Genomic DNA, 19,179 nt, shown 5'->3' with positions numbered 1-19,179 from the left:
CAGACGCGCGCATATGGTTTGACCCGACATTTATGCCTGTTAGTTAAGAAATAGAAGACCGAAGCGCCGCAAATCGGTAAAAGCGGGCCGATTTTACTGCAATCCGGACTTCTTCCGGGTCTTCAGGCCTTCATACAACCACAGATCCGGCCCTCCGATGCGACTTTCGGCTAGGGCCCAAGAAAAACCCCCGCCCGGATCGCCGGACGGGGGCCTGTCTTTGAGACGACCGAAGCCTTAGCCCTTGAGGACGTCGACCAGGGTATCGCCCAGGCGCGCCGGGCTGTCGGACACGACAATGCCCGCTTCCTTCATGGCCGCGATCTTGTCTTCAGCGCCGCCCTTGCCGCCGGACACGATGGCGCCGGCATGGCCCATGGTGCGGCCCGGAGGCGCGGTGCGGCCCGCGATGAAGCCGACCATCGGCTTCTTGCGGCCTTTCTTGGCTTCGTCCTTGAGGAACTGGGCCGCTTCTTCTTCCGCAGAGCCGCCGATCTCGCCGATCATGATGATCGACTTGGTCTCGTCGTCGGCCAGGAACATCTCCAGCACGTCGATGAATTCGGTGCCCTTGACCGGGTCGCCGCCAATGCCGACAGCCGTGGTCTGGCCCAGGCCCGCATTGGAGGTCTGGAACACCGCTTCATAGGTCAGGGTGCCCGAACGGGACACGACGCCCACAGAGCCCTTCTTGAAGATGGAGCCCGGCATGATGCCGATCTTGCACTCTTCCGGCGTCAGCACGCCGGGGCAGTTCGGGCCCAACAGGCGCGAATTGGATTTTTCGAGCGCGGCTTTCACCTTGACCATGTCCATCACCGGAATGCCTTCGGTGATGCAGGTGATCAGCTCGATGCCCGCATCGATGGCTTCGATGATGGCGGCGCCGGCGCCGGCCGGCGGCACATAGATCACGGACGCGGTGGCGCCGGTGGCTTCCTTGGCTTCACCCACCGAGGCGTAGATCGGCAGGGTCGCCGAGCCGTCCAGGCCCGAAGTCCAGCTTTCGCCGCCCTTCTTGGGGTGCACGCCGGCGACCATCTTGGTGCCGTAATAGTTCAGCGCCTGTTCGGTGTGAAAGGTGCCGGTCTTGCCGGTCAGGCCCTGAACGATGACTTTGGTGTCTTTGTTGACGAGAACTGACATGGCTTAGGCCTTTTTCACAGCAGCGGTGATTTTCTTCGCGGCGTCGTCGAGATCGTCAGCGGAGGTGATGTCCAGACCGCTTTCGTTGAGGATGGTCTTGCCCTGCTCGACATTGGTGCCTTCAAGGCGCACCACCAGCGGAACGTTCAGGCCGACTTCCTTCACAGCCGCGACCACGCCTTCGGCGATGACGTCGCAGCGCATGATGCCGCCGAAGATGTTCACGAGGATGCCTTTGACGTTCGGATCGGCCGTGATGATCTTGAACGCCGCGGTGACTTTCTCTTTGGAAGCGCCGCCGCCCACATCGAGGAAGTTCGCCGGCTCGGCGCCGTAGAGCTTGATGATGTCCATGGTCGCCATGGCGAGGCCTGCGCCGTTCACCATGCAGCCGATATCACCGTCGAGCGCGATATAGGCGAGGTCGTATTTGGACGCCTCGATTTCCTTGTCGTCTTCTTCGGTGAGGTCGCGCAGCTCACGCACATCGTCGTGGCGGAACAGGGCATTGCCGTCAAAGGAGACCTTGGCGTCGAGCACGCGCAGACGGCCATTGTCCATGACGATCAGCGGGTTGATCTCGAGAAGGCTCATATCCTTCTCGGTGAACGCCTTGTACAGGGTCGGCGCCAGCGACAGCATGTCGTCACGCGCCTGGCCTTCCAGCTCCAGCGCCTTGGCGATGGTGGCGGCGTCGTCCGCAGTCACGCCCGTGGTCGGGTCGATATTGACGGTCAGGATCTTCTCAGGGGTGTCTTCAGCCACCTGTTCGATGTCCATGCCGCCTTCGGTGGAGACCACAAAGGCCACCTGGCCGGTTTCGCGGTTCACCAGCAAGGAGAGGTAAAGCTCGGTCGCGATATCCGCGCCGTCTTCGATGTACAGGCGGTTGACCTGCTTGCCCTCGGGGCCGGTCTGATGGGTGACCAGCGTATTGCCGAGCATTTCCTTGGCGTGGCTGGCGACCTCGTCCTTGGAAAAGGCAAGGCGCACGCCACCCTTGGCGTCTTCAGGCAGTTCGGTGAACTTGCCCTTGCCGCGACCGCCGGCATGGATCTGGGACTTCACGACCCAGAGCGGACCAGGAAGCTGGTCAGCGGCTTTAGAAGCTTCTTCGACGGAAAACACGGCGACGCCTTCGGCGACAGGCGCGCCGTAGGATTTCAACAGGGCTTTCGCCTGGTGCTCGTGAATGTTCATGGAGCAATATCTCTCGCACAGAGCTGAGGGGAGTGCGGGCGAGAAACACCCGCACCTAGGCGGACAGGCGGCGTTATAGCACCCAAGGCGTCAGGCGCAACGCGGCATTCCCCTATCTTTATGACTAGATCGTGTCTTTTACCTTAGCGAAGCGGGCGCTCAGGGCGCCAGCCGCCCATCCCAGCCCGGCGCACAAGCCCGCCGCTAGGGGCAAAACAAGCAACAGGCTGGCGGTTCGGCAGGCGTCAGGCCCGGCCTGCTGACATCCGTCGGCGAGCGCCGCCGCCGGCTCGGTCAGCGCCAGAGCGACCAGCTGGCCCAGCAGGACCGGCGCGCCTGCGCCGATCATCACCCAGCCCAGCCAGGTCATGAAACCCAGCCCCGCCAGCTTGCGACGCAGGACAAAGGAAGCCAGCACGCCAATGAGCGCGGGCACGGCGATGACCAGCGCCATCATCATACCCGGTCGTGCTCGTCTTCGGGCGCCTCGATCTCGGCCAGCTCGGCCGACGTGGCCTGCAGGTTGACGAAGGGCTGGCGCTCATCCTCGCTGACCGCTTCCCGCGCCCGGCGACGCAGGAACATGCCGGCGGCGAGAATGCAGCTGGCGACGGCGGCGAACAGGAACAGGCCGCGCGGCCCCAAGGGCCCTGAATAGGCGATGCCCGCCAGGATCGGGCCCAGGGTCGACCCGGCTGCATAGACCAGCAGCATGCCCGACGCGATGGCGGGCAATTCCTCCACCCGCGAGCGATCCGCCGCATGCGCCACCGCAACCGCGAAATAGGCCAGGCTCGCCGCGCCCCACAAACCCACCAGCACCGCCGCCAATCCCAGCCCGGGGCTGGGCATGACGACAAGGATCATGGCGAACACCGCGCCCAGAATGGACAGCCCGGCGATCACCAGGCGGCGGTCCATCTGGTCAGACAGCATGCCCGCCGGCCATTGGGTCAGCATGGAGCCGGCATAGATCATCGCCATCAACAGCGCCGCACTGCCCGCGCCATTGATCGGATCCAGCGATTCCGCCCAGATCGGCATGAAGCCCAGCACGCCCGAATTGAGCAATCCGGCGGTGAAAGACGCCGCGGCGGCGGCCGGCGCGATCGAGAACAGACGGGTGACCGGCACGGTTTCGCCCGTGGGCAGGCTGGGCTGGGCGCGTCGCGTAAAGACAATCGGGGTCAGCGCCAGGGCCAGCGACGCCCCGGCCATTATGAAGCCGTCGCGCGCATCAAAGCCGGGCAGCGCGATCAGGAAAGGCCCGGCGATCAGGCCGGCGCGGCCGACGATCTGATAGACCGAGATCACGGCGCCGCGGCGCTCGCTGGGCGTGGCGTCCGCAATCCAGCTTTCCGCCACGGCGAACAGGCCGGCCGCGCACAGACCAAAGCCGAAACGGGTGATCAGCCACCACAGGAAATGATCGCCCAGCGCCAGCATCAGGGTCAGCGCCGCCGCGCCGCCCGCATACCCGGCATAGGCGCGGATATGCCCCACCGAGCGGATCATGCCCGGCGACAGCCAGGCGCCAAAGGCGAAGCCAGCGCCAAAGCCGGCGATCACGGCGCCGATCGCCGGACGCCCCCAGCCCGCCCCGCTCATGGCGAGGGGCAGGGCCACACCGATCGCGCCCATCGCGGCCTGCAGGAACAGGGTCGCGACCATCACCATGGCGACATTGCGATAAATCAGCATGGGCGGCCTTTGCAGTCTGGGTCGGCTTGGATGTCGTCAGGTCATCATGCGGGCGTGCGCAAGGCAAGCTACAGGCTCAGGCCAGACGCGCCAAACGGGCGAGCGCCCAGTCCAGAGACACCGGCCCCGCCCCGCGCAGGATCAGATACAGGCCCAGCGCCAGATAGGCCACTGTCGAGGTGAAGGCTTCAGGCAGAATGAACAGCATGTGCCAGAGCGCGCCCAGAAAGACGGCGATCCCGGTCAAACGCGTCAAAAACCCGGCGGCGAGGCTGAGGCTGGCCAGCGTGGCGACCGTCAGCAGCAAAAACGCGGCAAACCCGGCATCCACATGGCCCTGGGTCCAGATCTGGGCGGCGGACTGCAGCCCCTCGGCCGGGGTCACCCAGGCGCGCCAGGACAGCGGATCCTCCACGGCCGCGGCGTTGGCCCGCGACCAGCTCCACATCTGCACGATGAGCACAGCGCGCACGGCCAGCCCGATGACGGCATCGCGGATGCCGGCCCCGCGACGCACAGGCGATTCCGATCTCACGACGGGCGGCGCGCCCCCGGCGCCCGGCCCCGCAGCTTCTCCCGCGCCCATGAACAGGCGCTCGAACTGGCTTGCATCTTTCATGTCGTCCCCCAGCGCCATCCTGCCCGCTCAGACCGTTCTCAGGCAATCGCGCACACGGCCCGACCGTTCAACAGGCTGAAGGGCGTGTCGTGCAGGACACGCGCTAGCGCGCGCCGATGGCGGACAGAGCGATGCTTTCCTGGCGCACGGCCTCGCCGTCCATATCCCGGATCTGCAGGCTCAAGCGGCCTTGTTCCCAATCAATGCCGATCACGCCGTAGTTTTCCGGCGCATACATAGAGCCCAGACGATTGGGACCCGGCTCGTTGTTCTCGTCCGTATAAGACATGTTCAATGCCGAGGAGGTGATCTCGTAAAGCGGGTAGCTCGTCACATTATCGCGGCGATAGAGCCCGGCGGAATGGCGGTCGCCCGAGACGAACACCACGCCTTCCGCGCCGCTCTCATTGATCAGGCGGAACAGGCGGTCGCGCTCGAGCGGCATGGTGCGCCAGGCTTCCCAGCCATGACCATCGGCCAGAACCTGAATGGAGGAGACGATCAGGCGCAGATCCGCCGGTTCGGCCAGCTGGTCGGCCAGCCAGGCCCATTGCGCAGCGCCCAGCATGTCCTGATCAGGATTGGTGCTGGGGATGTAGCGTTCGCGGCCCACAGCGCCGCGCTCGTCGGTCGGGGTCAGGTCCGAGCGGAAATAGCGCGTATCCAGCAAGATGATCTGAACGCGCTGGCCTTCCGGGCCAAACACCTGCGCGTCGTAAATGCCTTCGCGCTGGCGTCGCGGATCCTCTTCAGGCGCGCGCCAGAAGTCCAGAAACAGCGCCTCGGCATAGCCCTTGAACGGGAAGTCCCGACCCATGTCGTTCATGCCGTAATCATGGTCATCCCAGGTCGCCAGCATGGGCAGGGCCGAGCGCAGCAGCCGGAATTCCGGGCGCGCGGCCAGGGCGGCGTAGTTCTCGCGCAGCTCGGGCAGGTCAGCGTTATAGGACCGGGCGTCGCCATACACATTGTCGCCCACATACATGAACAGGTCATGGGGCTCGTCCGCGATGGTGGTGAGAATCGGGATTTCCCGCTGGGCCGTGTTGCATGACCCAAAGGCGATCGAGGTCAGCACGGCGTCCGACCCCGGCAGGGCGGGGCCTTCTGGCGCGGTCGGGTGCGGATGTTCAAGCTGGGCGTAGTACGGGGCCAAGGCCTCGACGGGCGTGCGCGGCGCCTCCTGGGAGACCAGACTCGGAGCCGCGACGGGCTCGGTCGCATCGGCCGGGACCGGCTCTGAACAGGCTGACAGTGCGAGCAGGCCAGCGCCCAGCGTGAATTTGAACCCTATCTGCGTCATGCGAACCCCCTGACGGTTGGACCCGGGGCGAGACCGGGCGGTGGGAGGCAGGTTTAGCGCCGCCTTGCGTCAGGTCAATGACAGCCCCGGCCACGGCTAACCGCCAAATACGACCGCATGCATGAGCCGCCCCGGGATCAGCGTCGCCGCGCCTGGAACCAGCAGCGCCGACACCATCAGAATGAGCGCTGCGGTCCTGTGCCGCGCCACCCGGCCCGTCAGCGCCGCGACCGACAAGCCGATCACGCCCAGGACCGTCACGGGGATCAACAGGTGCAACAGGCTGAACCCGCCGCCGGGCCCGCGGATGAAATAGGCCGTCCCGGCGACCAGCAGCATGAGGCCGACCCAGACATATCCGAACGTGCGGTGCGGGATCGTGCCCTTGGGCGCGACACACTGGACCGCACCCAGACCCAGCGCTGCGAGCGCGGCCAGCGCATGGATCTGGATCGTCAGCGGCGCCGCCAGAAACGCGTCCATATTCATCCCCGGACCCCATGCACCGAAATCGTCATGTCACGGCGTTCACCCGGCGCCAGATCGAACCTGGCTTCATCCCAATTGGCGCCGCGAAACCGCGGGCGGGGATTGTTGGAAAACCCGTAACGCTCGCGGGGCACGCCCAGCATGTTGGTGTCGAAATCCTGATTGCCATTGGCGTCGTGAAACACCTGGACCCCCAGGGCGCCGACCGGCGCGTCCTCGATCACCAGCACGGCCTGCCCGTCTTCGATCTCGGCCCATACAGAGCGCGTCTCTTCCTGGGCCTCCCAGGCATCCGCACTGTCATAAACACCCACCCAGACCCGGCCGGAGTCCGCGGTCAGACCGTCAATGGTCAGGGACAAGGCGGCGGACGCCTCGGAGGGGTCTAGCGCCTTCGCCGCGGGCGCGAAATGCAGGGCGAACAAGGCGGCGCTGGCCAACGCAACGGTCTTCATCGTCTTATGGTTCATGACATATCCTTTCAGGGTCTGAGGCAGCCGGATCGCTGCGGGTCGACCCCAGTGCTGACCGGCCCGGACGCGCCATGAAAGCGGTTCTGCGCGAGCGGACTGGACCTCTTCGCGAGTTGCCGCCAACCTGCCATTCACGCTTCGTGAAGGGAGGGGCGCAGGACGGATGAAGGACGCGGTCGTCAAATACATGCGCGCCAGCGCGCAACCCGTCCTCATGGTGCTCGGCCTTGGCACCTTCCTGGCGATCATGGGGCCGTTCGGCTCTGACGAGCTGGGCTGGCCCTGGGTCTGGGTGTACTGGGTCGGCTTCATCACCCTGGGCGCCGGCGTCGGCTTCTCGCTGGGCCATGTCCTGCCGGGCTGGATGCCGAACGCGCCCGAATGGAGCATCTACGCCCTGGTGGCCGCCGCCGTCTCGCTGCCGGTCACCTTCGGGGTCGCCTTCGTGAATGCGGGCTTCGCCCTCGACTTCAGCGCCGCCGAACTGGCCCTGACCTATTTTCTGGTCCTGTTCATTTCGAGCTTCGCGACGGGCGTGGTCTATGTGGTCGACAAGCTCACAGGTCCGTCACACACAGCCGCTGCCGAGACCGATGCGCCCCGCGCCCATCCCGCCCTGCTGGAGAAGCTGCCGCCCAGGCTCCAGACCGCCACGCTGTGGTCCATGACCGCGGAAGACCATTATCTGCGCGTGCGCACCGATGGCGGCGAAGCGCTGATCCTGATGCGATTGTCCGATGCGGTGGCGGCCTGTGAAGCGCTGGAGGGCGCGCGCACTCACCGTTCCTGGTGGGTGGCCAGGGAGGCTGTCGCCGAGGCCCGCAAGGGCGATGGCCGGGGCGTTCTGATCCTTAAGGACGAGATCGAAGCCCCGGTCAGCCGCACCTATTATTCCGCACTCAGGGAGACGGGCTGGTTCTAGCGTCTGAAACGGTCACGATTGTGCGCCCAGTCCGCTTTGGACTGGCCCCAGACATCCACCGTCACGCCAAGGCCCGGCAGGTCCGCATCCCAGCCCAGATCGACCGATCCCAGCTTGCGCGCCATGGCTTGTGAATTGGCGTTATCCGCCGCGATCATGTGAACCACGCTGTCCCAGCCCAGCGTGTCAAAGGCAAAGTCCATCGACGCCGCCGCGGCTTCGGGCCCATAACCCTTGCCCCAGTGGGCCCGGGTGATCGACCAGCCCACTTCAGGCTGCGGCCATCCATGGGGCGCCCAGGGCCCGACCCGGCCCACCCAATGTCCGCTCGCCTTCTCTTCCACAGAAAAGAAGCCATAGCCGCGCACCGCCCAATGTCCGATCATCGTGCAGATCTGTCGCCAGACCTGCGGCGCATCCATCACGCCGCCGATATGCCGGGCGGCGACCGCGTCACTCATCAGGCTGACAAAGCCCTCAAGATCACGCTCCTCGGGGATGCGCAGACGCAGGCGTTCGGTTTCCAGTACAGGGCCATCAAGCATGGGGGTCTCCTCGGTCAGGCCCGAGTGTCGCCATGCGGCCCTCGCATGCAAGCGTTAGCGCGACTGCACGGCGGCCAGAACGTCCTCGGCGGAGATCCGGGTGGCGTAGCCGCGGTCCTGGCCCAGCCCGGCCTCGTGCCAGAACTTGGCGACCACCACGCCGTCGCGGTCAATCACGAACGTGATCGGATAGGGCACGCCATGGGCCAGGTGATCCGGATCCGCATAGATCGGATCGCGCACGCCGAAGGCATCGATGGTCTCACTGCCCTCGTCGGACAAAAGCGTCATGGTCAGTCCGCGCCGATCCGCCACCTGCGCCAGCGTCTCCGCCGGATCATAGGTCAGAACCGCCACCGGCCAGCCGGCCTCCTCGAAGGCGTCGACATGCGCGTCCAGCTCGAGGGTCTGGCGCAAGCAGATCGGACACCAGTCAAGCGAGCGATTGAAGTACAAGACCACCCCGCCGGCGCCCATGAGGCCTTCAAGGCTGCGCGCCTCGCCCTCCGCGTCGACGACCGATAGCGCAGGCGCAGTCTCACCGACCCTTGGGCCGAACGCCTCTGCGGCCTCAGCCGCCGCCTGTGCCGGGCTCTGGGCCGTAGCGAGAGACACGGACGCACCGAGCGCCAGAACAAGAGCGAGACCGAAACGCAGCATCCGGGACAATCCTTCACTAAAAGCGGCTCCGCGCCGCACGTTTGATCGATAATGCTGGCTAGCGCGCCGACTGAAAAGCGCACGGGTTCCAAAATCGGCTCGCCTCAAGGGATTGTGACCGTTCAGGGGCGCGCGCCCCGGCGCACTGGTCCGCGCCGTAAACCATGCTAGTGTTCATGTTCGGATCTGCCGGGTCCGCGCAGAGGAGGCGATCAGTGGCGACGAACATCTTTCGCAAATCCCGTCCCGCGCTTGGCCGTCTGGCCCTTTATCTGCTCATCTTTGTCGGCGCCGCCCTGGCGCTGAACGCCTGGATTTTCACCGGCCCCGCCATTCAATGGTCCCGGACGCTGGAGAACCCCGACTGGTCACCCGCCGGCGGAGTGATCGGCGCGGTCTGGGTGGGTTTGTTCACCCTGATGGCGCTGGCGGCTTTCACCGTGGACCGGTTTGGCGACGCGGCGAACAAGGACTTCGCGCGCCTGGCGATCATCGCCCAGTATCTGGTCTGCATGGGCTGGACGTTCGGCTATTTCGCCCTGCAAAGCGTCGCCAACGGCTTTTACATCACGATCGTCGCGCTGGTCCTGTCGGTTCCGGTGACCCTGGCCGCCTTCCGGGCGTCCCGACTGGCGGGGGTCCTGATGGTCCCGCTCGTGCTCTGGCTCATCTTCGCGCTGGCGCTTTCGTGGAGCACCTGGCGGCTCAACGCCTGAACCCGCGCCAGACCGCCCAGCCGAACACGCCCAGGACCAGTAGCGCCGCACCGATCTCTGCCAGGCTCACGCCAAAGATCGAAGGCTCGGCGATGGGCGCCAGCACGCTCATCAACCGCGCCGCCGCCGAGGTGAAGCGTTCGCCGTGAAACCCGGCCCCGACCGCGACGAAGACCAGCAAGGCCGCGCCGAACCCCGACAACCGGATCATCGCGCCGGGATCCGAGCCGCCCGTGCGAGGCGCGCGCGACTTAGCGCTTATGAATCTTCGGCTTCTTCGGCTCACTTGTCAGTCCCTAGTCCAGAGCGCTTGCACGCCTAGGCTTTGCTTGTGAGAAGGTAAATTTTCAGGCATAGTATTCGGGCACGAGCGGCTTGAACAAGGCCCGGTGAAGAGTATGGAAGACCCGAGTGCCGAACGCCTCTGACTTTGCCTTCCCCGACCGCAATCCGCATGCCGTGCGCGGGACGCCGTGCACACTAACTACTGGCGTGGGACGCTGCGCAGACGGACGGGAAAGGACTCCTACCCATGACTACGGGTACCGTTAAATTCTTCAACACCGAGAAGGGCTTCGGCTTCATCACGCCGGATGAAGGCGACAAGGATGTGTTCGTGCACATCACCGCTGTCAAAGACGCCGGCCTGAACGATCTGCGCGACGGCCAACGCATTGAATTTGAAACCGAACCGGACCGCCGTGGCAAAGGTCCGAAAGCGGTCAATCTGAAGGCGATGGATTAATCGCTTTCCTGCCTGTTTGAAAGCGCCGCGCGAGACATCTCGCGCGGCGCTTGTCTTATCTGGCGCAATCTAGACTAAAGGCAGCGGTAAGCCGCCTCGATCAATGCCTTGGCGCGCGCATCGCCGACCAGAACATCCATCTGCCGGTTCATGACATAGGCGCCGGACACGCCACGCGCGGGGTCCGCAAATCCACAGGACCCGCCAAAGCCGTAATGGCCCACCGCCTTGGGCTCCGGCCCGAAGGCTTCGGAGTCGCGGTTGATCATCACGCCGCACGCGAACGACAGATCAAACGGCAGAACCCGATCCGGTCCGTTCACACGTTCGGTCAGGGCCGCCTTGATCACGGCGTCCGACACGAACGCTTCGCCATCAAGCCGCCCCTGCGTGGCGAAGGGCGCCATCAGTCGGGCGATTGCGCGGGCCGTGCCGTGACCATTGGCGGCGGGCAGTTCGGCCGAACGCCAGGCGGCGGTGCCGCGACGCCCCGGTGACGACCAGGGCTTGAGGAAGGCCGCCGCCTTTTCCGGCGTCATGGACCCCAGATGCGGGGGACGCGGCGGCAGGACATGCTCGGCGGCGCGGTCATGCTCGCTTTCGGGCACCCCGATATGAAAATCGATCCCGCGCGGCCCGCAAACCATGTCGCGCAGAAGGGCGCCCACCGTGCGGCCGTGTTCATCGGCCCGTCGCACCACCGCGTCCGCAATCACGCCATAGCTGATCGGGTGGTAGCCGGAGCCTTCGCCCAGAGGCCACATGGGCGACATGGCGGCAAACCGGCTTTCCATCAGCTCGCGATCAAACCAGTCCGACGGCTCCATCTCTTCAGGATAGCCCGGCAGGCCCGCCTGGTGAGACAGGGCCTGGGCCAGGGTCACCTCGCCCTTGCCCGCCTGGGCGAAGTCGGGCCAGACCTCCGCGACCGGCGCGTCATAATCCAGATGTCCCTGATCCACGAGCCAGGCGACGACCAGGGCCGTAACCGCCTTTCCGGTGGAGAAGACCGGAACAATCGTCTCCGCCGTCCAGGGGCGCTCCGCCTTGCGGTCGGCATGGCCGGCATGAATGTCGACAAGAACTTCGCCTTCACGGATCAGCGTGAAGCCCGCGCCCAGCTCGTCGCGCTCGGTGAAATTCTCTTTGAAGGCCTCGGCGACCGGCTCGAAGCCCGACGCGAGATGTCCGTGGATTTCTATGCTCATGAGATTTCAGGTATAGCCCTGCAAACTTGGATTCAAGCGCAGATCCGTCTTCAGGCGTGAATGGCCATGATCAGGTCCCGCTCATCTTCAGGCGGGTCAGCGGGCAGACACTCCGCCTCTCCGGCGGCGATGCGCTGCGCGGTCAGCACGCACAGCCCGGCATCAATCAGGTCATCGGGCGGACACAGGGCCGACTTGAAAGGATGAGGTTCAAACAGAGCCTGAGGCAGGCCTTCGCGCACCAACAGGGCCAGGCGCTCGTCGCGTCCCTCTCGGGTCTTCTTGCGATGTCGGGCCGGCGCGCCAGACAGGACCGCAAAGCTCACCTCGGGATGGGTTTCAAAGATGACGCCCCGCGACAGCTCCGGGGTCATGAGAGCGTCGATCTCGCGTATTTTCGGAAACAGGTTGAACGCCTGTTTTGACAATCCCTGACCGCCCGCAGCGCGATTGAGCCGGTTCGCCTCCTCATATTCTGTGGCGGCCAACGCCGCCCGCAGAGGCGAGGGAAAGACCGAATTGCGTCGCGGGCCGAGCCGCTGGCGCGCAGCACGCTCGCAAGCCCGCCCGGACGGGCCGGAGGGCTGTGTCTGAAAGCCGATCGGCATGTCCACCGCGATCACCTGGGCGCCCCAGTCAAAGGCGTCCTGAAAGCGTTCGAAGACTGCGCGGCGGGGCGCCTCCAGACCATTGAGATCCACCATCACCCCGGCCCAGCCCGCCTTGCATCCATCCAGCCCCATCACCCAGGCCGGGCGTCGGGCGCCCACGCGCCTCAGGGCCGGCGCCCGCAAGGGCGCTTGCAGGATCTCGCGCGTCAGCCGCAGGTCCGCCGTCTCGCCCGCCAGCCGCGTCTCTTCCAGAACATGGGAAATCCGCGCCATGGCCCGGGCCGCGGCATCGCGCCAGCGCGCCCCCTTCAACCGTTCCGCCAGCGCGCTCGCGGCGAACACATCACCCGTGCCGAACGGAGCCGGATCGATGCGCGGCATGCGCGCACTGAATGCGTCATCCCCGGTCACGGTCATCACGCAGACATCGTGCAGATCGGTCGGGGCGGAGGTGCACAGGACCACCGGCGCCAGCTGGCGCGCCGCAGCCACCGCCTGCTCCGGCGTCTCCACAGGGGTTTGCGCCAGCCAGGCCAGCTCGAACCGGTTGGGCGTGATCACGCTGGCCATGGGCAGGAGCGCTTCACGGATCGTCCGGGCGGTGTCGGCGCTGACATACAGCCCGCCTTCCCCGCCATCGGCTTCGCCGTCGCCCAGTATCGGATCGACCATCACCAGAAGGTCCGGGCGCTGTGACCGCGCTTCCGCGATCACGCCCGCGGCCAGACGGACCTGGTCGGGGTTGTGGAAATAGCCGGTGAAGATCGCGTCCACCGCATCCAGCGCCCCATTCGCCTTCGCGCCCTCCAGCGCGGAGGTCATGAGCGTGATCGGGACCGGACCGCCGCCGGGCGCGCCCAGCGCCGGATGCCGTCCCAGCATCACCGTGGGCGCCAGATGGGGGCGCACCGAATGCGCCGCGAGCACCTGTGCGGTCACACCGCCCCCCACTTCACTCGTTGCGACAAGTGAGCTGATGACGAGAACACGCGGTTGGGGAGTGGTGTCAGCCATGCGCCTTATGTATGCCTTTCCCTCATGATGGACGATTCCTCTCACACACTTCTGAACGCAAGGCTTATGCGCTCTGCGCTCTTCGTGCCCGGCGACAAGCCGCGCGCCCTGGACAAGGCGGATGGCCTGGGCGCCGATGCGATCATCATCGACCTTGAAGATGCTGTCGCCCCGGATCGCAAGGCCGAAGCGCGCCTCAACGCCAAGAGCGCCGTTCCCCGACTGAAAGCGGCGGGCGTGTACACGGTCTTACGCATCGCCGAGCCCGGCTCACCCGATCTGGCCGCCGACCTGTGCGTGGCCGCCGACACCGCGCCCGACGCCGCCCTGATCGCCAAGGTCGAAACGCCCGAGCAGCTGGCCGCGGTTCGCAAACGGCTCGACGAAGCGGGGTTTGACGGGCCGGTCTGGGCGATGATCGAAACCCCGCTGGGCGTGATGAATGTCGAAGCGATCGCCCAACAGGCGCCGCTCAATCGACTTCAGGCGCTTGTGGCGGGGTCCAATGATCTGGCCGAAGGACTACGCCTGCCCGAGAACGCGCAACGCCGCGAGACTCTGACGCCCTATCTGTCGCGACTGGTGCTGGCGGCGCGCGCCATGGCGCTTGTCGTTCTGGACGCTGTCTACAACGCCTACAAGGACGAAGAAGGTCTGCAGCACGAAGCGCGTCAGGCCCGCGCGCTCGGCTTTGACGGCAAGACCTTGATCCATCCCAGCCAGATCTATCCTGTACATGACGCTTTCGCGCCCAGCGCGTCCGAACGCGCCTGGGCCCAGACCGTCGTTGACGCCTTCGAAGACCCGGCCAATGCCGGCAAGGGCGCCGTCCCGGTAGAGGGCCGCATGGTCGAACTGATGCATCTGCGTGCTGCGCGAGCTGTGCTTGCGGCGGCGCAAACCAAGGAGTGACACATGGAATACTGGCACAATCCCCGCTGTTCGAAATCGCGTGAGGCGCTGGCCCTTCTGGAACAGCATGGCCACCGTCCGACGATCCGGGAGTATCTCAAGACCCCGCCCGGTACGGACGAAATTCAATCCGTGATCTCGAAACTGAGACTGTCCAGCGCGCGAGACCTGATGCGCACCAAGGAAGCGATCTACAAGGAGCTTGATCTCAAATCGGTCGAGGATGAGGACGCGCTTGTGCAAGCCATGGCGGACAATCCCAAACTGATCGAGCGCCCTGTCCTGATCAACGGTCCCCGCGCGGCGCTGGGCCGCCCGGTTGAGCGCATTCTCGACGCGCTCTGATCGCCTACGACTTTTGGCGGTGCGTCACCAAGTTTCAAGACTTCCGGGTGCAGGATAAGACATAGCGTCACCCGGGGGTCTTCACATGAACAACCTCATCACCCTCGATGCTTATCAAAGCGTCGCGGGGAAACGAGCGCGCGAGCTGCCCATGCGGGTGGGCACCGCCTTGTTTGGCGCGGCCGTCATGTACCTGGCGGGCTTGCAGCTGTTTGCGATCGCCTACGCTGTTCTGGCGCTGGCGTCCCAGTGTCTTGATTACTGGATCGCCTCCAAATTTCGCGACGAAACACGGACCCAACCGGTTTCACGTGCGGAGAAGATTTCCGCAAATCTCTCCATGCTGCTTGCGTCGGTCATTTACTCCTCGCTCAGCATCGGACTGTGGAACGCCTGGGGCCAAGCCGGAGAATCCATCGCTCTGCTTTTGTTGTGCGGATCGCTTTTTCATATCGCCGTGCACTCAAACGAGGATTTGCCCCTGACGTTGAGCGGCGGCGGGCCGGCCGCCGCCTATCTGCTGGGTCTGCCCGCCAGCGCGCTGTTCCGCGATGGCGAAATGAATATCGAATATCTCCTCGCTATCATCGCCGCCTGCCTCTTCTTGGTGCATTTCTTCATAGCGGCGCGCCGGTTCGGGGATACGAGCCGGCGCATCAAGGACGCCTATCTTCAGGCCGAGAAAGCGAACGCCGCCAAATCGCGTTTCCTGGCCAATATGAGCCATGAAATCCGCACGCCGCTCAACGGCGTCATGGGCATGGCCCAGCTTCTGGGCCAGACCAAGCTCGATGACCGGCAACAAGATTATGTGCGCATGCTCAACTCGTCCGGCGCCGCTTTGCGGGGCCTGATTGACGATGTGCTTGATATCTCCCGCATCGAGGCCGGCGAGCTCGTCCTGGAGGACGCGCCCTACCGCCCGGCCGATCTGTTGCGCAGCACCGCGGATACGATCGCCAGTCAGGCCGCGAGCAAGAAGCTGACGGTGGAGCTCGATATCGCACCCGAGCTCGAGACGACCGTTCTCGGCGACGCCACCCGGGTAATGCAGATCCTGACCAATTTCGCCGGCAATGCCGTGAAGTTCACGGATGCGGGCGCGATCGCGATCAGCGGACGCCTGCTGGAGAGCGGTGATATGGAGCTGAGCGTGTCCGACACCGGCCCCGGCATCGCGCCCGCGCACGTTAAAACCATCTTTGAACGGTTCAGCCAGCTCGATGACAGTCTGGGCCGTCACTATGAGGGCGCAGGCCTTGGCCTCACCATCGCTCAGGAGATCGCTGTGCTTGCGGGCGGTGAGATCGGCGTCGACAGCGAGCTTGGCGCGGGCAGCCGGTTCTGGGTCCGCCTGCCCCACCGTCCGATCGATACGGCCCAGGACGCCCCGGAGGCCGAGCTGCACCCGCACGCCGCAGCCGAAGCAGCGGATACAAGACGCGCCCGGACCGCGCTCGTGGTCGAGGACAACGCCACGAACCGGCAACTTCTGACCGTCTATCTTGAAGAAAACGGCTGGCGCGTGCTGCAAGCGGAAAGCAGCGCCGAGGCCCTGGCCCTGATGGACAAGACCGAAAGCGATCCCGATGCGGTCTTGCTGGACCTGCACATGCCCGGCCTGTCAGGCGAGGATTTGCTGGTCCATTTGAACAGCGTCTATCCGGACATGCCCGTTATCATCGTCACCGCTGACGTCACATCGGGCACCGCCCAGCGCATGCGGGAACGGGGGGCTGCCGATTGCCTGTCCAAGCCCGTCAACCTGGCGCTTCTCGGCGCCCGGCTTGATCAGTTGACAGACCCCGGCGCCTACTCGGCTACAGCGGTTTGAAGTCCGGCCCCTGGGTGCGCATGGCCGGCGGCCGGTCCCGCCCATGTCCGGCGCGATAATCGTCCAGCGCCCATTTGACGCTGGGAAAGGCCAGATCCGGCAGGGGAAGCTGATCCCACTCGAAAAGCGCCACCTCCCGGCTTTCCGGACCCGCCGCGATCCCGGGCGCCTTGAACCGGGCCCGGAAGAAAATCTGGACCTGGGAAATGCGGGGCACGGAATAGACGCCAAGCAGACCATCAAGCTCCAGCGTTGCGCAGGCCTCTTCGCGCGCTTCGCGCAGGGCGGCCTCCTGCACGCTTTCACCTTCCTCCATGTATCCTGCGGGCAGGGTCCAGAAGCCCGAGCGCGGCTCGATCGCGCGTTTGCACATCAGCACACGACCATCCTCTCGGGTCGCCACGACACCCGCGACGATCTTGGGGTTCACATAATCCACAAACCCGCAGGTCCGGCAGACGCGCCGTTCGCGATCATCGTCCTCTGGCACGATGTGATGGAAATCAGGCTCTTGCTCATACATGGCGAACCCCTTGCTGTATCGGGTCATTTCCCGGCCCATTCCGTATCAGGAAGGACTTGTTATTGAAACGTCGCTAAACCCGGTTATGGTTGCTTTGTTCCGTCGCCGGAGGGTGAAATATGGCTGACGCACTCGATTTCGACCTCAATGGTTCTCCGGGGCATCTCTTGCACCGCGCCCAGCAATTCGCAGCGGAACAGTTTTCCGACGCGACCGGCGGGGTTCAGATCACCCAGCGACAATTCGCCGTGCTCTGCGCCGTTCACGATCAGGAAGGGCTGACCCAGACGCAGTTGGTGCAATCGACCGGGATCGACCGCTCGACGCTCGCCGAGCTGGTCTCGCGCATGGCGGCCAAAGGCTTGCTGGTGCGTGAAAAGGCGCCGGGCGACGCCCGCGCCAACGCAGTGCGCTTCACAGAAGAGGGTCGCAAGCTGCACGCCACGGTTATCGCCGGGGCAAAAGCGGCGGACGACGCCATTCTGACCGCCCTGCCCAAGAACAAGCGCGCCAGCTTCGTCGAAGCGCTCAACCGGATCGCCCGCGCCTCTGAACTGGGCGCGGAAGCGGCGAAGGAAGAGGCCAAGAAGGCCAAGCTCGCCGCGAAAGCCGCCAAGGCGAAGGCCAAGGGCGGCGACAAGAAGAAAAAGAAGAAAAAGAAGAAAGCCGCCGCCGAATAGGTGGATCAGCGCTTACTCCGCCGCGCTCCAGTCGACCGGCTGACCGCCGGCGGCGGCCCAGGGTCCGGCCATGCGCTGTATCCAGACAATATCGGTCACCGCGCCGCGCCAACGCGCCCGGATCACGCCCTCCCCATCCACGACAAAGGTTTCCGGCGGGCCCGTCACGCCCAGCTCGAAGCCGGCGCGGCCCTCAGGATCAGCGGCGAGCCCTGTAAACGGGTCGCCTAGCTGGTTGAGAAACTGCACCGTATCCGCTTCGTCATCCTTGTAGACGATGCCATAGATCGGCACGCCCTGCTCGGCCATGTAATCGAGATAGGGATGCTCGACCCGGCAGGGCGGGCACCAGGACGCCCAGACGTTCAGAAGATAGGGGCCTTCGACCGTTCCAGGATCAAAGCCGGACTCGGTGAAGCTCACAGCCTCCAGCGGCAGGTCCAGATCACTGACCCGCTGACCGATGATCGGATCGCCGCCGCCCTCGCTCGGGCGCAGCAGGGCGATGGCGAAAATGGCGAGGAGCAGGCCCACCGCCATCACCGGGAACCAGGTCATGATGTTTTTCATGCCGCATCCTCGTCGGCGTTCAGGACAGCGCCCGGCTTCAGGGCCGCTTCCTGTGCTTCAAGCCGGGCCAGACGCGCGCTGGCCGCGCGGCGACGGTTCACCGCCAGGATCACGAGACCGGCGCTGCCCAAAAGGCTCAGCCCGTAAGACACCCAGACATAGACGGCATAGCCGTCCATGGAGAGAAAATCGGCAAGCGCGCTCACAGCTCCGCCTCCAGTTCCAGGCGCCGCTCGCGGCGGCGTTCCAGCGCCTCGGCCCGGCGCTCCATGATCATTGCGCGCATCTGGGTCAGCACGAAGGCCAGATAGAGCACCGTAAAGCCCAACGCCATGATCGCCAGCGGCCAGAGCTGGGAGGGATCAATCGTCGGGCCATCGAATCGGAACACGCTCGCGCCCTGATGCAAGGTATTCCACCAGTCCACCGAGAACTTGATGATGGGCAGGTTGATCAATCCGGCCATGGCGAGGATGGCGCCCGCGCGGGCGGACAGCTTCTCATCCTCGATCGCGCCCCGCAGCGCCATGTAACCCAGATAGAGCAGGAACAGCACCAGCATCGAGGTCAGGCGCGCATCCCACACCCACCAGGCGCCCCACATGGGCCGGCCCCAGAGCGCGCCGGTCGCCAGACAGATGAAGGCGAACACTGCCCCCGCCGGCGCAATGGCGCGCGCCGCCAGATCAGCCAGATTATGCCGCCAGATGAAGTAGACGAAGCTGGCGCCGCCCAGCCCCGCATAGGCGAACATGGCCAGCCAGGCCGCTGGAACGTGCACATACATGATGCGCACCGTGTCGGACTGCTGATAGTCGCCCGGCGAGAAATACAACGCCCAGGGCAGACCAATGGCGAACAGCGCCGCCGCCACGCCCCAGCACCAGGGCAGGAGGGCGCGCGCAAGGCGGTCGAACCGTTCGGGATTGGCGAAATAGCTCCACATGACAGATCACCTAGCCG

At 65.2% G+C, this 19,179-nt stretch carries 24 protein-coding genes; 7 read left to right on the top strand and 17 right to left on the bottom strand.

Going from position 1 to position 19,179, the window contains the following annotated elements:
* Positions 1-237: 237 nt before the first annotated feature.
* The 8 genes from sucD to RBA95_RS02265 form a co-directional block, all read right to left on the bottom strand.
* Positions 238-1,146, bottom strand: a complete 909-nt coding sequence (sucD, locus tag RBA95_RS02300) for a succinate--CoA ligase subunit alpha (RefSeq protein ID WP_306015185.1) — start codon at positions 1,144-1,146, stop codon at positions 238-240.
* A 3-nt stretch (positions 1,147-1,149) separates the two neighbouring features.
* Complete coding sequence (gene sucC / locus RBA95_RS02295; RefSeq protein ID WP_306015184.1) at positions 1,150-2,346, bottom strand: ADP-forming succinate--CoA ligase subunit beta; 1,197 nt, start codon at positions 2,344-2,346, stop codon at positions 1,150-1,152.
* A gap of 124 nt (positions 2,347-2,470) precedes the next feature.
* Positions 2,471-2,806 (bottom strand): hypothetical protein, encoded by a 336-nt coding sequence (locus RBA95_RS02290; protein WP_306015183.1) that lies wholly within the window; start codon positions 2,804-2,806, stop codon positions 2,471-2,473.
* Positions 2,803-4,047, bottom strand: coding sequence for an MFS transporter (locus tag RBA95_RS02285; RefSeq protein ID WP_306015182.1), 1,245 nt, complete (start codon positions 4,045-4,047; stop codon positions 2,803-2,805). Before RBA95_RS02285 ends, RBA95_RS02290 begins: the two co-directional genes overlap by 4 nt.
* Before the next feature lie 76 nt (positions 4,048-4,123).
* Positions 4,124-4,666 carry a hypothetical protein gene (locus tag RBA95_RS02280; protein ID WP_306015181.1) on the bottom strand — a complete coding sequence of 181 codons (543 nt, stop codon included), beginning with the start codon at positions 4,664-4,666 and terminating at the stop codon, positions 4,124-4,126.
* A gap of 103 nt (positions 4,667-4,769) precedes the next feature.
* Positions 4,770-5,969, bottom strand: coding sequence for an alkaline phosphatase D family protein (locus RBA95_RS02275; protein WP_306015180.1), 1,200 nt, complete (start codon positions 5,967-5,969; stop codon positions 4,770-4,772).
* Between the two features lie 96 nt (positions 5,970-6,065).
* Positions 6,066-6,458 (bottom strand): DUF2306 domain-containing protein, encoded by a 393-nt coding sequence (locus tag RBA95_RS02270; protein WP_306015179.1) that lies wholly within the window; start codon positions 6,456-6,458, stop codon positions 6,066-6,068.
* Positions 6,455-6,928 (bottom strand): DUF2141 domain-containing protein, encoded by a 474-nt coding sequence (locus tag RBA95_RS02265; protein ID WP_306015178.1) that lies wholly within the window; start codon positions 6,926-6,928, stop codon positions 6,455-6,457. Before RBA95_RS02265 ends, RBA95_RS02270 begins: the two co-directional genes overlap by 4 nt.
* Before the next feature lie 166 nt (positions 6,929-7,094).
* Here RBA95_RS02265 and RBA95_RS02260 point away from each other — a divergent pair, with 166 nt between their 5' ends.
* Positions 7,095-7,853, top strand: a complete 759-nt coding sequence (locus RBA95_RS02260) for a LytTR family DNA-binding domain-containing protein (RefSeq protein ID WP_306015177.1) — start codon at positions 7,095-7,097, stop codon at positions 7,851-7,853.
* On the opposite strand, the gene RBA95_RS02255 is transcribed toward RBA95_RS02260, so the two are convergent.
* Entirely contained in the window at positions 7,850-8,398 is a 549-nt protein-coding gene (locus RBA95_RS02255; protein ID WP_306015176.1) for a GNAT family N-acetyltransferase, read from the bottom strand. The genes RBA95_RS02260 and RBA95_RS02255 overlap by 4 nt on opposite strands.
* Positions 8,399-8,452: 54 nt before the next feature.
* Complete coding sequence (locus tag RBA95_RS02250) at positions 8,453-9,058, bottom strand: peroxiredoxin family protein (protein WP_306015175.1); 606 nt, start codon at positions 9,056-9,058, stop codon at positions 8,453-8,455.
* Positions 9,059-9,273: 215 nt separating this feature from the next.
* On the opposite strand from RBA95_RS02250, the gene RBA95_RS02245 reads away from it, so the two are divergent.
* Positions 9,274-9,774, top strand: coding sequence for a TspO/MBR family protein (locus RBA95_RS02245; protein ID WP_306015174.1), 501 nt, complete (start codon positions 9,274-9,276; stop codon positions 9,772-9,774).
* On the opposite strand, the gene RBA95_RS02240 is transcribed toward RBA95_RS02245, so the two are convergent.
* Positions 9,764-9,985: a hypothetical protein gene (locus tag RBA95_RS02240; protein ID WP_306015173.1), complete on the bottom strand. Its 222-nt coding sequence runs from the start codon at positions 9,983-9,985 to the stop codon at positions 9,764-9,766. The genes RBA95_RS02245 and RBA95_RS02240 overlap by 11 nt on opposite strands.
* 321 nt (positions 9,986-10,306) lie before the next feature.
* On the opposite strand from RBA95_RS02240, the gene RBA95_RS02235 reads away from it, so the two are divergent.
* Complete coding sequence (locus RBA95_RS02235; protein ID WP_009802223.1) at positions 10,307-10,519, top strand: cold-shock protein; 213 nt, start codon at positions 10,307-10,309, stop codon at positions 10,517-10,519.
* A gap of 74 nt (positions 10,520-10,593) precedes the next feature.
* Here RBA95_RS02235 and RBA95_RS02230 read toward each other — a convergent pair whose 3' ends face one another.
* Positions 10,594-11,727, bottom strand: a complete 1,134-nt coding sequence (locus RBA95_RS02230) for a serine hydrolase domain-containing protein (RefSeq protein ID WP_306015172.1) — start codon at positions 11,725-11,727, stop codon at positions 10,594-10,596.
* Between the two features lie 50 nt (positions 11,728-11,777).
* Positions 11,778-13,352 carry a PfkB family carbohydrate kinase gene (locus RBA95_RS02225; RefSeq protein WP_306015171.1) on the bottom strand — a complete coding sequence of 525 codons (1,575 nt, stop codon included), beginning with the start codon at positions 13,350-13,352 and terminating at the stop codon, positions 11,778-11,780.
* A 66-nt stretch (positions 13,353-13,418) separates the two neighbouring features.
* Between RBA95_RS02225 and RBA95_RS02220 the strand changes: the two genes are divergently transcribed.
* From RBA95_RS02220 to RBA95_RS02210, 3 genes are all read left to right on the top strand, one after another.
* On the top strand, positions 13,419-14,264 hold the full coding sequence (locus tag RBA95_RS02220; protein WP_306015170.1) for a CoA ester lyase: 846 nt from the start codon (positions 13,419-13,421) through the stop codon (positions 14,262-14,264).
* Positions 14,265-14,267: 3 nt separating this feature from the next.
* The gene (gene arsC, locus RBA95_RS02215) at positions 14,268-14,609 is read left to right on the top strand and encodes an arsenate reductase (glutaredoxin) (RefSeq protein WP_306015169.1); all 342 of its coding nucleotides are present in this window, start codon (positions 14,268-14,270) and stop codon (positions 14,607-14,609) included.
* An 85-nt stretch (positions 14,610-14,694) separates the two neighbouring features.
* Positions 14,695-16,443, top strand: a complete 1,749-nt coding sequence (locus RBA95_RS02210) for an ATP-binding protein (protein ID WP_306015168.1) — start codon at positions 14,695-14,697, stop codon at positions 16,441-16,443.
* Here the strand turns inward: RBA95_RS02210 and RBA95_RS02205 are convergent.
* Positions 16,430-16,993: an NUDIX hydrolase gene (locus tag RBA95_RS02205; RefSeq protein ID WP_306015167.1), complete on the bottom strand. Its 564-nt coding sequence runs from the start codon at positions 16,991-16,993 to the stop codon at positions 16,430-16,432. The genes RBA95_RS02210 and RBA95_RS02205 overlap by 14 nt on opposite strands.
* A 92-nt stretch (positions 16,994-17,085) precedes the next feature.
* Between RBA95_RS02205 and RBA95_RS02200 the strand changes: the two genes are divergently transcribed.
* The gene (locus RBA95_RS02200) at positions 17,086-17,646 is read left to right on the top strand and encodes a MarR family winged helix-turn-helix transcriptional regulator (RefSeq protein ID WP_306015166.1); all 561 of its coding nucleotides are present in this window, start codon (positions 17,086-17,088) and stop codon (positions 17,644-17,646) included.
* A gap of 12 nt (positions 17,647-17,658) precedes the next feature.
* On the opposite strand, the gene RBA95_RS02195 is transcribed toward RBA95_RS02200, so the two are convergent.
* The 3 genes from RBA95_RS02195 to RBA95_RS02185 are packed head-to-tail and all read right to left on the bottom strand — an operon-like array spanning position 17,659 to position 19,162.
* Positions 17,659-18,216, bottom strand: a complete 558-nt coding sequence (locus tag RBA95_RS02195) for a DsbE family thiol:disulfide interchange protein (RefSeq protein ID WP_306015165.1) — start codon at positions 18,214-18,216, stop codon at positions 17,659-17,661.
* Complete coding sequence (ccmD, locus tag RBA95_RS02190; RefSeq protein WP_306015164.1) at positions 18,213-18,422, bottom strand: heme exporter protein CcmD; 210 nt, start codon at positions 18,420-18,422, stop codon at positions 18,213-18,215. The genes RBA95_RS02195 and ccmD overlap by 4 nt, the downstream gene beginning before the upstream one ends.
* On the bottom strand, positions 18,419-19,162 hold the full coding sequence (locus RBA95_RS02185; protein ID WP_306015163.1) for a heme ABC transporter permease: 744 nt from the start codon (positions 19,160-19,162) through the stop codon (positions 18,419-18,421). Before RBA95_RS02185 ends, ccmD begins: the two co-directional genes overlap by 4 nt.
* Positions 19,163-19,179 lie beyond the last annotated feature (17 nt).

This window comes from Oceanicaulis sp. MMSF_3324 (assembly GCF_030733545.1).
GTDB lineage: Bacteria > Pseudomonadota > Alphaproteobacteria > Caulobacterales > Maricaulaceae > Oceanicaulis.
Note: the sequence above shows the minus strand (reverse complement) of the source record. Positions and strands in the feature narration are given on the sequence as shown.